The sequence below is a fragment of the Caulobacter sp. 1776 genome (genome assembly GCF_040545685.1).
Classification (GTDB): Bacteria; Pseudomonadota; Alphaproteobacteria; order Caulobacterales; family Caulobacteraceae; genus Caulobacter.
This window is the reverse complement of the sequence record NZ_JBEPMI010000002.1, coordinates 528,204-541,738: the sequence shown is the minus strand read 5'-3', so window position 1 is coordinate 541,738 and position 13,535 is coordinate 528,204. Positions and strand designations below refer to the sequence as shown.

13 protein-coding genes and 1 tRNA gene are annotated in these 13,535 nt (G+C 67.0%); 10 read left to right on the top strand and 4 right to left on the bottom strand.

Annotation, left to right across the window (positions count from 1 at the left end):
- The first annotated feature begins 61 nt into the window (after window positions 1–61).
- Entirely contained in the window at window positions 62–745 is a 684-nt protein-coding gene (locus tag ABIC66_RS07955; RefSeq protein ID WP_354069181.1) for a LamG-like jellyroll fold domain-containing protein, read from the top strand.
- Window positions 746–764: 19 nt separating this feature from the next.
- On the opposite strand, the gene ABIC66_RS07950 is transcribed toward ABIC66_RS07955, so the two are convergent.
- The gene (locus ABIC66_RS07950; RefSeq protein WP_354069393.1) at window positions 765–1,166 is read right to left on the bottom strand and encodes a VOC family protein; all 402 of its coding nucleotides are present in this window, start codon (window positions 1,164–1,166) and stop codon (window positions 765–767) included.
- 372 nt (window positions 1,167–1,538) lie between these two features.
- Window positions 1,539–2,102 (bottom strand): TetR/AcrR family transcriptional regulator, encoded by a 564-nt coding sequence (locus tag ABIC66_RS07945; protein ID WP_354069179.1) that lies wholly within the window; start codon window positions 2,100–2,102, stop codon window positions 1,539–1,541.
- Between the two features lie 238 nt (window positions 2,103–2,340).
- Between ABIC66_RS07945 and ABIC66_RS07940 the strand changes: the two genes are divergently transcribed.
- The gene (locus tag ABIC66_RS07940) at window positions 2,341–3,354 is read left to right on the top strand and encodes a TolB family protein (protein WP_354069178.1); all 1,014 of its coding nucleotides are present in this window, start codon (window positions 2,341–2,343) and stop codon (window positions 3,352–3,354) included.
- An 82-nt stretch (window positions 3,355–3,436) separates the two neighbouring features.
- Here the strand turns inward: ABIC66_RS07940 and ABIC66_RS07935 are convergent, their stop codons facing one another.
- Window positions 3,437–6,415 (bottom strand): TonB-dependent receptor, encoded by a 2,979-nt coding sequence (locus tag ABIC66_RS07935; RefSeq protein WP_354069176.1) that lies wholly within the window; start codon window positions 6,413–6,415, stop codon window positions 3,437–3,439.
- A gap of 362 nt (window positions 6,416–6,777) precedes the next feature.
- On the opposite strand from ABIC66_RS07935, the gene ABIC66_RS07930 reads away from it, so the two are divergent.
- Window positions 6,778–7,146 carry a hypothetical protein gene (locus tag ABIC66_RS07930; RefSeq protein ID WP_354069175.1) on the top strand — a complete coding sequence of 123 codons (369 nt, stop codon included), beginning with the start codon at window positions 6,778–6,780 and terminating at the stop codon, window positions 7,144–7,146.
- Between the two features lie 104 nt (window positions 7,147–7,250).
- On the opposite strand, the gene ABIC66_RS07925 is transcribed toward ABIC66_RS07930, so the two are convergent.
- Window positions 7,251–7,325, bottom strand: a tRNA-Thr gene (locus tag ABIC66_RS07925).
- A 296-nt stretch (window positions 7,326–7,621) separates the two neighbouring features.
- Here ABIC66_RS07925 and ABIC66_RS07920 point away from each other — a divergent pair.
- The 7 genes from ABIC66_RS07920 (at window position 7,622) to ABIC66_RS07890 (ending at window position 13,535) form a co-directional block, all read left to right on the top strand.
- A complete protein-coding gene (locus tag ABIC66_RS07920; protein ID WP_354069174.1) occupies window positions 7,622–7,867 on the top strand; it encodes a hypothetical protein in 246 nt (81 codons plus the stop codon).
- A 111-nt stretch (window positions 7,868–7,978) separates the two neighbouring features.
- A complete protein-coding gene (gene murA / locus ABIC66_RS07915; RefSeq protein WP_354069173.1) occupies window positions 7,979–9,268 on the top strand; it encodes a UDP-N-acetylglucosamine 1-carboxyvinyltransferase in 1,290 nt (429 codons plus the stop codon).
- Window positions 9,269–9,270: 2 nt separating this feature from the next.
- Window positions 9,271–9,708 carry a DUF2948 family protein gene (locus ABIC66_RS07910; protein WP_354069171.1) on the top strand — a complete coding sequence of 146 codons (438 nt, stop codon included), beginning with the start codon at window positions 9,271–9,273 and terminating at the stop codon, window positions 9,706–9,708.
- Window positions 9,709–9,910: 202 nt separating this feature from the next.
- On the top strand, window positions 9,911–10,105 hold the full coding sequence (locus ABIC66_RS07905) for a hypothetical protein (protein ID WP_354069169.1): 195 nt from the start codon (window positions 9,911–9,913) through the stop codon (window positions 10,103–10,105).
- Window positions 10,106–10,229: 124 nt separating this feature from the next.
- A complete protein-coding gene (locus ABIC66_RS07900) occupies window positions 10,230–11,675 on the top strand; it encodes an NCS1 family nucleobase:cation symporter-1 (RefSeq protein ID WP_354069168.1) in 1,446 nt (481 codons plus the stop codon).
- A 57-nt stretch (window positions 11,676–11,732) separates the two neighbouring features.
- A complete protein-coding gene (hisD, locus tag ABIC66_RS07895; protein WP_354069166.1) occupies window positions 11,733–13,019 on the top strand; it encodes a histidinol dehydrogenase in 1,287 nt (428 codons plus the stop codon).
- Between the two features lie 21 nt (window positions 13,020–13,040).
- Entirely contained in the window at window positions 13,041–13,535 is a 495-nt protein-coding gene (locus ABIC66_RS07890; RefSeq protein ID WP_354069165.1) for a UPF0262 family protein, read from the top strand.

Below are 13,535 nucleotides of genomic sequence, written 5' to 3'. Positions count from 1 at the left end.
CTGAATACCCGATCGTCACGCCGCCGGACCGGCGCGCGATCCGAACCGCGGAGCCTCGACCATGACCGATACCTGGAACCGCCGCGCCGTGGTCGCCGCGGGCGCGGCGCTCGTGGCGTCCCCGGCCTTGGCCAAGCCGAAGACGACGACTTGGACCTTTGACCGGCTGTCGAAGATCGGAGGCGTGGCGACCCACGTCGACGGCGACCCTCGTCTGGTCGACAGCCCGTATGGCAAGGCCGTTCAGTTCGACGGCGTCGACGACCGGCTGGTCGTCGATCGGCATCCGCTGGCCGGCGCCGAGCGGTTCACCTTCGAGGCCCTGTTTCGCCCCGATGGCGGCGCGTTCGCCCAGCGCTGGTTTCATCTCGCCGAGGACTCGCCCGCCGAGGGACCGCCATCGAACACGCGCATGCTGTTCGAGATCCGGGTCAAGGATGATAGCTGGTGGCTGGACACCTTCGTCACCGGCCCCGGCTACAAGCAGACCCTGATCTTCCCAGACAAGGTCTTCCCGATCGGACACTGGTACGCCGTGGCCCAGAGCTACGACGGCAAGACCTATCGCTGCTATGTCGATGGGGTCCTGCAGGGCGAGGCCGAGATCGCCTTCAAGCCTCAGGGGGCGGGCAAGGCGTCGATCGGCGCGCGGATGAACCAGGTCGACTACTTCAAGGGCGCGGTGCGCGCGGCGCGCTTCAGCCGGACGGCCCTGGCCCCGGCGAAGATGCTGTCCGCGCGCTAGTAGCGGCGGCCCGCGGCGGTTAGGCCGACGCGCCGCCGCCAGACATGTCCATCCACATCGCTTCCCAGACATGCCCGTCGGGATCGGCCAGATGGCGGTTGAACATGAAGCCTAGGTCCTGCGCGGGATTGACGTCGGCGGTCCCTCCGAAGGTCGCGGCGGCGTCGACCATGGCGTCCACCGCGGCTCGACTTTCGCAAGACAGGGCGAGCATGACTTCACTCGTCGTCGCGGGCGCGATGGGGCGGCTCGTGAACGTGCGCCATTTGGCGTGGGTCAGGAGCATGACGAAAATGGTGTCGGACAGGACCATGCAAGACGCCGTCTCGTCACTGAACTGCGGGTTCTTGCTCAGCCCGAGCGCCTCGTAGAACGCCGTCGACCGAGCCAGGTCAGAGACCGGCAGGTTCACGAAAAGCATCTTCGACATCATTGGTCCTAACTTGCAGTTGCGCCGTATCCGAAGGGGCGTCGCCGCGTCTCTCCGAATTGCTTATACAGACTGTATATATAATTTACCCGTTGCCAACAAGGGATGTCGGATCCAAGGCTGGCTCGGTCGTCTGCGGTCCGGCTGGCCACGATCGTCAAGACCCTTGTCCGCGACCCGGCTTCGCCGAAGCAGCTCTCGCACGAACAAAATCGACTATACTTTATGTATATCTAATGTAGGTTTGCGCGGACGTCCCGGAGGCCCTTGTGCAGCCGACCCTGCTCCCGGCGAAATCCCTTCATGTCCTCCTGGCCTTAGCCACAGCCGACATGGCGGTTTTACGCCATGCTTGAGGGTTCGCTAGGAGCTGGCGGAGCTGGGGTTCAGTCGCGCGATGGCGTCGAGGCAAGCGCATTTGAGCAACACGCAAGGATCCGCCGCGGCGGGTCCGTCACGCAGCTGGCGATACATTGCGTAGCTCGTCAGGGCGAACAGCAGATCAACGGTCTCGGGCGCACCGATGGAAGCCCTCGGATCGGGCGGCAACCGCTCGATGAGCGCGGCGATCGACCGCCTGCGACGTTCCTGGCGCTCCCCCAAGGCCTTGGCCAATTCCGCGTCGGTGGCCATGGCGTCGTGCAGCCGTCCGATGGCCAGGTCGCCACTCCAATAGTCGCAGAAGATCTCGACAAGCAGGCCGAGGCCCTCGCGCGGCGAAGGCTGGATCTGCGCTTCTTGAAGCCGATGAAGGCCTCCCTTTTCGGCCAAGTGGTCGAACACGGCCTCCAGAAGGCCGCGTCGGGAGCCGAACTGGTTGTAAAGCGTCAGCCTGGTGACGCCCACGCTGCGGGCCACGGCCTCCAGCGAGAACGAGCCCAGCGGCTCCCGCCGGAGAAACTCAGCCGCCGCCAGGACGGCCTTCATCCGCTTGGCTTCGACGACGGCGCTGCGGGAGGTGTTGTCGTAGGGGCGCGTCGCCAAGATCGGGGCCTCGGGCATGGTGTGTCGCCCCTGCGGAGCCTTACGTCCTACCTCGGAGGCGGCGTGGGGACAACCATCGCACCGTTTGGGACAGCTCTGCCGTATGGGCAAGTCCATTGTGGCTGACGCAATTCCCCCTGACCCATTCAACCGCCGTCGACCGACACAAGGCAGGGAAGAGATGATCAAATCCTCGATGCGAATAATGATGATAGCCGGCCTGTTGGCGGGCTCGGCGCTCGCGTTCGCCGACGCCGCGCCGGCCGCCCCAACGCCGGAGCTCTTCGCGCCCGGGGTGATTTCGGCGGGCGCGAACGATGGGGCCCCGACCTTCTCGCCCGACGGGCGCACGCTCTATTTCGAGCGCACCAATTCCAAATGGACCGGGATACTGGAGTCTCGCTGGACGGGCGGCCGCTGGTCGACTCCGGTCTTGGCGTCGTTTTCGGGAACGACCTCGGACCAGCAACCGACCTTCTCGCCCGATGGACGCTATCTCGTCTTCGTTTCGTCCCGTCCGCTCCCGACGCCGGCCGGCGCGCCGGCGAAGTTCGCCAATCACCTGTACCGAACCGAGCGGACGCCGGGCGGGTGGTCGCCGGCCGCTGAGCTGCCGGCGGAGGTCAATATCTCTCAACGCGTGTTCAAGCCGAGCATCGCCGCCAATGGCGACCTCTACTTCATGTCGGACGTCGGCGCGGGCGGACCGCCCAAGTGGCGGCTGTTCTTGGCCAAGCGGGATGGCGTCGGCTACCGGCAAGCGAAACCGTTGAGCTTCAGCGGCCCTGACGATGGCGATGTCGATCCGTTCATCGCGCCGGACCAATCGTACCTGCTATTCAGCAGCAACACCCGCTCGGCGCTGAAGGACGGCCACGAGCACCTGTTCGTGGTTCGCCGGACAGGGGAGGGTTGGGGATCCGTTCAGGCGATCACCTACGCGGGCGACGACTGGGGCGCCGACGACGGTGAAGCGCAGGTAAGCCCGGATGGCCGCTGGCTCTACTTCACCAGTTCTCGCATCCTGCCCATGCCCCGGACGCGACCACGACGAGAGGCGCTGGACGCCCTCGAGCGCATGAACGTCTGGGACAACAGCAATGGCAACGTGTGGCGCCTGCCGGTGGCAGCGCTTCCGCTGCTGGCCCGCTCGGCTTCGGTGACGGGGGAAGGCCAACCCAGGACACGGCCTTGAGCGCCACGGGCGTGGAACAAAGCCTGGCCCATCCCGCGCGCGCCGGTCGGCCGACGCGAGTGGCCCAGGCTTTGTCCGGAGATCAGAACTTCATGTTCAACGCGACGCGGTACGTGCGGCCGTCATAGTCCTGCCGGCGCGCCATCGCCTCGACGCCCTGATATTCCTGTCGGACGGCGTTGGTCATGTTGAAGGCGCTGACCGAGATGCTCGTGCCTTTCCGCAGGTTGAACGACGCCGAGCCGTCGAGCTGACCCCGCGGCTTCACCCGACGCGCGAGGCCGCCGAAGCTGAAGATGGCGGCGTCCGGCACGTCGTAGGCGGTGCGATAGTTATAGGTCAGGCGCACGCCGAAACGGTCGGTCTCGTAGTAGCCGATGACATTGAAGTTGTGCTTGGAGATCCCGGGAAGAGACACCTTGGCGCCGGTAGGGCCGGTCCCATCGACGGTCGTGAAGGCGTAGTTGAACGCGCCGCCAAAGCCGCTCCAGAAGCCTGGCAGGAAGTCCAGGTTCTGCTGCACGTTGAACTCGGCGCCGCGCACAGTGTAGGGCGTCGACGAGTTGATATAGCCGGTCAGGTTCACGGTCTGCAGGTCGCCGCTCGCGTCGGGACCCGCGCTGGTATAGCAAAGATCGCCCTGCAGGCTCAGCGGGCCAAGCCCCAGGGTTCCGCCATCCGCCGGGCACAGCGCCTTGGCGCCGCTCACCTGCTGGATGAAGTTCTGCAGCCGCTTCTGGAAGACGGTGAGGGCGACCAGGCCGCCCGGCCGATTGTACCACTCGAGCGACACGTCCAGCGACGTGGCCGTGTAGGGCTTGAGCTCGGCATTGCCGAGGGTGGCGGTGATGACGTTCGTTTCGGTGGGCGTGCCGACTAGGGTGACCGGCGAGAACTGCCGCGGATGCGGCCGCACATAGGTGCGATAGGCGGCCGCGCGAACGACGAGGTCGTCCGTCACGTCGAAGACGGCGATCGCCGAAGGCAGCCATTGGCCGTAGCTGTCCTCGTACCGGCGATAGGCGTAGTCGGACAGGCTGCCGAGCGTGGTCGTCGACGTCTTGACACGATTGAGCGTGTCCATGGTCTTTTCGGTGTGCTCGTAGCGCAGGCCGACCGATCCGCGGACCGGAATCGAGAACAGCGTGCTCTGGTACTTGCCCTCGACATAGCCGGACGTGATGTCGGTCAGGCTGTCGAAGTTGTACCGGCCAATGTTGACGTCGTCGTTGAGCGTCTGGTTGAAGCCGTTGAAGGCCAGGGGCGCGCCGTTATAGGGCGTGACCGGCTGCAGGGCCTTGAACAGTTCCTTCACGTCGGTGATGCGCCAGTTGGGGTTCATGCCCGGCAGATTGCCACCGAAGAAGTCGCCGGCGCTGGGGCTGGCCAACCGGTAGCTGTCCTTGATGTTCTGGGACTGGATCCCGACGGCGTTGATCTTGGAACCGCGGGATGTGTAGTCGTTCCGCTCGAACCGCGCCCCGAACTGAACCGACGTCAGCGGCCCGAAGTCGAGCTGGCGCTCGATGTCCTGCTGGATCGCCTTGATCTTGCTGTTGGCGTAGGCCTGGATGCCGGTGATCTGGAACCGCAGCCTGTTGGGGGTTCCGACCGGCGAATTGTACCAGTTGGTGAACTCGGCGCTGCTGGTCGTCGCCGATCCCTGGATCCAGGTCGGATTGCCGTCGGCGTTGAACATCGGCGTCGTGCTGTTGAACGCCATGCGGTACTTCGAGAAGTCGCCGCCGCCGCTCGAGAAGCGTCCGTCCACGCCGTTGCCGGTGGCGACCTGAACCCGGTTGAAGGTGACGTACTGCTCTTCCGAGGCGTTGTTGGCGCCGGAAAGCGTCGCGATCGTCGACAGGCGCCAGCGATCGTTCTTGTATTCAAGGCTCGGGTTGAAGCCCCAGGCCTTCTGGGTCTGCGGGAACAGCCGCGAGTCCTCGACGAGATTGGCGCCGGAGAAATCGAAGTCCTGTACGTAGTAGGCGCCGTTGGCGCCGCGATGGAGATCGCCGGTGGGCGTCACCTTCGCCCCGGTGCCGGAATAGTTCACCGTGCTGAAGTTCTGGCTCGTATTGCTCTGGACGCGTCGCGTGAAGAGCCCGGTCACGCCGATCTTGAGTTCGTCGCTCAGCTTCCACTCGGCGCCGGCCGCGGCGGAGAACTGGTCGCCGATGTTGACGCGCGTGTACTGGCGGCTCTGCGCGACGTATTGCACCCCGGTCTGGGCCAGCTTGCCCGTGCCGCCAGCCACGGCGACGCAACCGGCGACGGTCGCGTAGGTGGTCGTGCAGGTCCCGGTCGGCGCGTAATAGTCGGCGTAGCGCGTGATCAAGTCCGGCGTCAGCGCGGTCGTCAGCGTGCCGTAGCTGTTGAACAGCACCGAGTCCCGGCGGAAGTTCTCGTGCTTGAAGGCGGCGATCCCGAACACCGCGAAATTGTCGGTGAGGTGCTTGTTGTAGCCCAGGGTGAAGCTGGGCTCTCCGCGCTTGCCGAGCACGTTGTGGTCATAGGAGGCCTTCAGCCGGCCGCCATCGCGACGCGACAACGCGCCCTGGATCTGCAGGTCGATATTGCCGCTGACGCCGCCGGCCTGGGCGTGCGCCATCGGCGATTTCTCGATCCGCACGGCGCTGAAAACGTCCGACAGGAACGCGCCCAGTGGGGTCGAGGACTGCAGGATCGGTTCGGCGAAGGCGACGCCGTTCAGCGTGGTGCGGGCGAACTCGCCCGGCAGGCCGCGCAGGTTGATCGTCGCGTCGCGGCCCTCGGCTTCGCGATTGATCTGGATGCCGGGCACTCGCTGCAGCGCTTCGCCGATGTTGAGATCCGGAATCCGGCCCAGGTCGTCCGACGAGATGCCATCGGTGATCTCGATGGCCGTGCGCTTGGTGCGGACCTCATTGGCGTAGCTCTGCCGGAACCCGGTCACGACGACTTCGGTGACCGCGTTGGCCGATGTCGTGGCTTGTGATGGACTCTGTTGCGCCATGGCCGGCGCCGCGGTCAGGCAGGCCGCGCTGACCGATGCGAATAGGATCGCGTGCTTCGAACGCATGTTTCACTCCCCCTTTTGTTTTTATATGCGCTCGAAGTGGCGCGTCCGGGGTCCCTCCGTCAATAAATTTCTTCACAGGTAAATGCTAATTTTGCTGTTAAAAGCACTTGCGCGCTCTAGGCGCATTGGGCGGGCAGCCGAACAGGGACAGGTCGACGGCTCGCGCGTCACCGACCTCGACGTCGCCCGCCTCGATTGGCCTTGTGATTACAAAACGGGAATTCATGTATGAATTTTACCCGCGCTGCGATGGGGGAATCGTGGCCGGGCAGCGGCCCTCAAACCGTGTGATCCAGCGCCCGATCCCGACCCAGTTCGCGATTTCTGATGCGGGCGCTCGTCTCGATCCGTAGCGTCCGGGGATGCTTCAGAGCACGGGACCCGACTGGATCGAGGCGGCCGTTCGCGCCGCGAAGGCCTTCAAGGCCACGACGCGGGCCCAACGCGGCGCCAAGCACTCGGTCTATGTGATCCTGCTGCACAACCCGGCGCGGCCGGACCCGTGGGGACTATATGTCGGTCAGACCTCGCGCGATCCCGACCTGCGGTTCGACCAGCACAAGGATGGCTACAAGGCCAGCGGCGCTGTCCGCCGCTTCGGCGTCCGGTTGCTCCCCGACCTGACCTGGCATCTCAACCCGCTGCGCCAGTGGGAGTCGCTCGACTTGGAGGAAGCGCTGGCGGAGGCCTTTCGGAGCGCCGGGATTTCCTGGGTCGAGGGCGGACACTAGCGCCGCAAAGCGCGCGACCACGGACGCCGTCCGCGGCGGTCAGATCGATAACGATGTCTTCGGAGATGGTCGGGACCCAAAGCCTTAGCTGCTTTGGGTCCCGATGGTGCCACGACAGGGACTCGAACCCTGGACCTCAGCCTTACCAAGGATGCGCTCTACCACTGAGCTACCGCGGCGAAGAGGAGGGGCGTATAGCGAGGAGAATCGCGGATGCAAAGCCCAAAATGGCCTTGACCGCCGATCTTTGTCGCCGCACCCCCGGCGCATGCCGATCAGCGATGACAAATCGACCCGCGAGGCCAAGCTGGCCGAGGCGCTCAGAACCAACCTCCGTAAGCGGAAAGCCGCCGCTCGTGGGCGTTCCGAGGATTCAGACCCGGCGATCACGGCCGCCGAAGCGGCGCCGAAGCCCTATAACGTCGTTCGGAAACTGTTGGGGATAAGTCATCGCGACGGAGCCGCGGCAGAGCTCGTGGTCGAGCTTTCCGCGCCGTTTCCGAATCCCGCCGGCGACGGCTGGGCGGTGGCCGTGCGGTTGACGGGCGATGAGGGCCAGTTCGACACCGAGAGCGGGAAGGCGGCCTTCGGGCGCGATGGGCTGGCGGCGACCCGCAAGGCGATCGAGCTGGCGCAGGTGGCTCTGGACCTGGCCAGCACGACCCACGACCTGCGCTGGCCGGAAGACGAGCGCCCCTATGATCTGTCCGCCCCGATTTAGCGGCTATTTAAGATGGAGAGGGCCTTGCAACCCCTCTTGCAACGGATAGAACCCGCCCCTCACATGTGAGCCGCGCGGCGACCCCCACGCCCGCGCGTTCGAGGGACCTGAATGGATCGCATCGCCATCACCGGCGGCGCGCGGTTGAACGGGACGATCCCGGTCAGCGGCGCCAAGAACTCGGCCATCAAGCTGATGGCGGCCAGCCTGCTCACGGACGAGCCGCTGCGCCTGACGAACATGCCGCGCCTGGCCGACACCCGGTTCCTGGGCAAGCTTTTGTCGCGCCTGGGCGTCAGCGTCACCGAGAGCGACGGCGTCGACGGCCAGGAGACCGTCCTGCACGCGCCGGAGATCACCAGCGGCTTCGCGCCCTACGATCTGGTCCGCCAGATGCGCGCTTCGTTCAACGTGCTGGGCCCGCTGGTCGCCCGCTCGGGCCAGGCCAAGGTCTCGCTGCCCGGCGGCTGCACGATCGGCGCGCGTCCGGTGGATCTGCACTTGCAGGCTCTGGAAGCGCTGGGCGCCAAGATCGATCTGCACGAGGGCTATGTCTACGCCCAGGCCCCGCGTGGCCTGAGGGGAGCCGAGATCACTTTCCCGTTTGTCTCGGTGGGCGCCACCGAGCACGCCATGCTGGCGGCCGTGCTGGCCGACGGGACGACCGTGATCCACAACGCCGCTTGCGAGCCGGAGCTGGTCGACCTGCAGGAGTGCCTGAACGCCATGGGCGCGAAGGTCCAGGGGGCCGGCACGCCGACCGTCACCATCACCGGCGTCGCCCGCCTGAAGGGCGCGAGCCACGCGGTGATCCCCGACCGGATCGAGATGGGCACCTATGCCGTCGCGGCCGCCATGGCCGGCGGCGAGGTCCGCCTGACCAACGCCCGTCCGGGCCTGATCGACAGCCTGCTGGTCAAGCTGGAAGAGGCCGGCGCCGGCGTCGAGCACACCGCTGACGGCTGCATCATCCGCCGCAATGGCGACCGCCTGAACGCCGTCGACATCGAGACCCAGCCGTTCCCAGGCTTCGCCACCGACCTGCAGGCGCAGTTCATGGCCCTGATGACCACCGCGAACGGCGAAAGCCGCATCCGCGAGACCATCTTCGAGAACCGCTTCATGCACGCCCCCGAGCTGATGCGCCTGGGCGCCGACATCTCGGTCTCCGGCGGCGAGGCCCGCGTGCGCGGCGTCGCTCAGCTGGAAGGCGCCGAGGTGATGGCCACCGATCTGCGCGCCTCGGTCAGTCTGGTGATCGCTGGCCTAGTGGCGCGGGGCGAGACCACGGTCAGCCGCATCTATCACCTGGATCGCGGCTTCGAGCGCCTGGAAGAGAAGCTGGGCGCCTGCGGGGCTCAGGTCCGTCGCATCGCCAGCGACGGCGAGCAGGAGCTGTGAGCATGGCCGAAGCCGCCAAGCCCCTTCGCCTGTTGGCCCACGACGCTGACGACCTCGGCGTGGTGTCCGCCGCCCTGCAGGACGCCGTGGCCAAGATCGGCGACATCCGCTGGGACGCCCAAGGCCGCACCCTGACCCTGGCCTGCAACCGCTTCCGCTGGGAGGCGAAAGGCAAGTCGGGAGAGCGCGTGCGCTCGGCCTTGCAGTTCGGTGACGTCACCGGCGTCCAGGCGCGGAACCTGCGTCGTGACGCCAAGGGCGCGATCGTGGAGCTGCTGTCGATCGGCTTCGAGCCGGCCGAGGAAGCTCCGGCCGGCGTTGTTATCCTGACTTTCGCCGGCGGCGGCGACATGCGGGTGTCGGTCGACTGCCTGGACGTGGCCCTGGCCGACGTCTCGGAGCCGTGGGCGACGCCGCGAACCCCGGGCCACGCCGACTGAGACCAATCGGCCAGCGATCCGAGAGTGAGGCGCTGCTCATTTCATGGGCGGCGCCTTTTTTCTGATCTTTCGACGGGCAGGTCGGTCGCTCAGGATTCGTCCCACGCGGTAGTGATCGGCCGGCGAATTCGTCCGAGACGGGAGTGGTGTTAGGTTAACGCCACACGCCCGGCAGAGGCGCGAGCTCGTCAGGGAGGCCAGCATGGCCAAAAGGACAACCTATTCGGCTGGGGAAACCCAGTCGGTGTTTTTCCGTGCGTGCGACATCACCAAGCCCGAGCCGCCGGTCCTCCGGCACGGCGGGCCCTGTTTCGATTGGGGTCGGGCGACGCTGGTCGCGCTGAGCCTGGTGTTTTTCGCGGGGCTCGCGACGCTGGCCTATGCGGCGTTGAGGTAGGCGCAGATCGAACGCCGTTCCGCGACCTTGCCGCTCACCCCCAACCGCCCCTAAGCTCCGTCCTCGCGTCGCGGCGGGGGCCGGCGCGGGCTCATGACATCCTAGCGCCCACGCGGAGAGCCGCATGCGCGCGCCCGACAGCGATCTGTGGAACGAGGACCTAGCCCCGACCAGCGAGGCGCAGCGCACCTGGCGCTGGCGGCACTTCGCGGCCCTGTGGCTGGGCATGGTCATCTGCGTGCCAGCCTACATGCTGGCCTCGGGCCTGATCGAGCAAGGCATGTCGGCGGGGCAGGCGGTGCTGACCGTGCTGCTGGGCAACCTGGTCGTGCTGGTCCCGATGCTGCTGATCGGCCACGCCGGGGCGCGCTGGGGCGTGCCCTACGCCGTGCTGGCCCGAGCCTCTTTCGGGTGGAAGGGCGCGCGGATCCCCGCGGTGGCGCGCGCGATCGTCGCCTGCGGCTGGTATGGCATCCAGACCTGGATCGGCGGCGGCGCGCTCTTGACCCTGCTGGGCGTCATCGTCGGCAGGAAGCTGGAAGGCGCGCCGTTGCCGCTGGTGGGCATTGGTCCGGGCCAGCTGCTGGCCTTCTTCGCCTTCTGGGCCATTCAGCTGCTGTTCGTCACCAAGGGGCTGACGGCGGTGCGCAAGCTGGAGACCTGGACCGCGCCGATCAAGATCCTGATCTGCGGGCTAATGGTCTGGTGGGCGGTGTCCAAGGCGGGCGGCCTGGGCCCCATCTTCCACCAACCTTCGGCCTTCGTCGAAGGCGGGGCCAAGGCCGGCCAGTTCTGGAGCGTCTTCGCCCCGGCCCTGACGGCCATGGTCGGGTTCTGGGCGACCCTGGCCCTGAACATTCCCGACTTCACGCGCTTCGCCCGGGCGCAGTCCGACCAGATCATCGGCCAAGCCGTGGGCCTGCCGGCGCCGATGGGCCTCTTGGCCCTGGTCAGCGTGGTGACGACCTCGGCCACGGTGATCGTGTTCGGCAAGGCGATCTGGGACCCGGTGCAGCTGGCCGGCGACATCGGGGGGATCGCGGTGGTTGTGGGCCTCTTGATCATCAGCCTCGACACCGTCTGCTGCAACATCGCCGCCAACCTGGTCGGGCCCGCCTACGACTTCTCGGCCCTTTGGCCCAGCAAGATCAGTTACCGCACCGGCGGCTGGATCACGGCCATCATCGGCGTGCTGATCATGCCCTGGAAGCTGCTGGAGACCACCCAGGGCTACATCTTCACCTGGCTGGTCGGCTACGGCGCGCTGCTGGGACCGATCGCCGGCATTCTGATCGTCGACTACTGGCTGGTGCGAAAGACGCAACTGGCGGTGGATGACCTCTATTCCAAGGACGGCGCCTACGCCTATCGCGGCGGCTGGAACGCGGCCGCGATCGTGGCCCTGGCGCTGGGCGTGCTGCCAAATCTGCCCGGCTTCCTGGCGACGGCCGCGCCGCATGCGTTCGGGAGCGTCGGCGCGTTCTGGACCGGGCTCTATACGTATGCGTGGTTCGTGGGCCTGGCGATCGCGGCGATGGTGTACGGCGTGATGATGCGGGGAAAGGCGTAAGGGCGTTTGCAGGCTTTCTTACTTGCCTCACGCCGCAAAAGCCGCATTTAAGCGCCCATGCGCCGCTTCTCCTTCTCCGACCCCGGTTTCGCCGCCGCCTTCAAGGCGTTCCTCGATGAGCGTCGAGGCTCGCCGGCCGATGTCGACGCCGCCGTCGCCGAGGTGCTGGACGCCGTCCGAACCCAGGGAATCGACGCGGTGCTCGACTACACGCGCCGCTTTGACAAGGTCGAGCTGACCGCCGAGACCATCCGCGTCACCGCCGAGGAGATCGAGCAGGGCGCCGCCGACACCCCTGCCCACGTGCGCGAGGCCATCGCCTTCGCCGCCGCGCGCATCCGCGCCTATCACGCCCGCCAGCGCCCGGCCGACCAGGCCTGGACCGACGAGGCCGGGGTCGAGTTGGGCTGGCGCTGGACGCCGCTGGAAGCCGTGGGCGTCTACGTCCCCGGCGGCCGCGCGGCCTATCCCTCGACGGTGCTGATGAACGCTGTCCCGGCCCAGGTGGCCGGCGTCGACCGCATCGCCATGGTCACCCCGCCCGGTAAGCTTCAACCCGCTGTGCTCGCGGCGGCCAAGGAAGCCGGCGTGACCGAGATCTGGCGCGTGGGCGGGGCCCAGGCCGTCGCCGCCCTGGCCTATGGGGCGGGACCCATCCAGTCGGTCGACAAGATCGTCGGCCCCGGCAACGCCTATGTCACCGCCGCCAAGCGCCGCCTCTACGGCGTGGTCGGCATCGACGCCCTGGCGGGCCCTTCGGAGATCGTCGTGGTCGCCGACGCCAAGAACAATCCCGACTGGATCGCCGCCGACCTGCTCAGCCAGGCCGAGCACGACCCGGCCGCCCAGTCGATCCTGATCACCGACGACGAAGCGTTCGCCGCGGCGGTCGAGGCCGCCGTGATCGAACGCCTCAAGACCCTGGTCACCGGCGAGGACGCCGCCGCCTCGTGGCGCGACCACGGCGCGGTGATCATCGCCCCGCTGGCCGAGAGCCCCGCCCTGGTCGACGCGATCGCGCCGGAGCACGTCGAGTTCGCGATGGACGACCCCGAACGTCTGTCGGACCGCGTCCGTCACGCCGGGGCGATCTTCCTGGGCCGCGTGACGCCAGAGGCTATCGGCGACTATGTAGCCGGCTCGAACCACGTGCTGCCGACCAGCCGCGCGGCGCGCTTCCAGTCGGGCCTGTCGCTGTACGACTTCATCAAGCGCACCTCGATCGTGAAGTGCGACGCGGCCTCGTTCGGCGTCCTGGGTCCGCACACCGTCGCCCTGGCCAAGGCCGAGGGGCTGCCCGCCCACGCGCTGTCGGCGTCCATGAGGTTGCCTTCCGGCGACTGACGCGCGAACCTCCCGCGTCAGATGAGCACCGACGACCGCGCCAGCCACAGGATCAAGTCGATCGAGATCGACGAGGACAGTCTCGCGGCCGCGTCGCGCGACCAGGAGCAGGAGCGTCAGGTCGCGATCTTCGACCTCCTGGACGGCAATTATTTCGAACCGGCCGAGGCGCAGGCGGGCCCCTACGACATCAAGTTGTCGCTGATCGAGAACCGCCTGGCTTTCGACATCGCCGGGCCCGGCGCCGCGGACGAGCGCTATGAGCGCCGGCACCTGCTATCGCTGTCGCCGTTCCGGGGCGTGATCAAGGACTATTTCCTGATCTGCGACAGCTACTATGCGGCGATCCGCAATTCGACGCCGCAGCAGATCGAGGCCTTGGACATGGGCCGGCGCGGCCTGCACAACGAAGGCTCGAGCCTTCTGCGCGAGCGGCTGGAGGGCAAGGTCAAGACCGACCTCGACACCGCCCGGCGCCTCTTCACCCTGATCTGCGCGCTGCACTGGCGGGGCTGA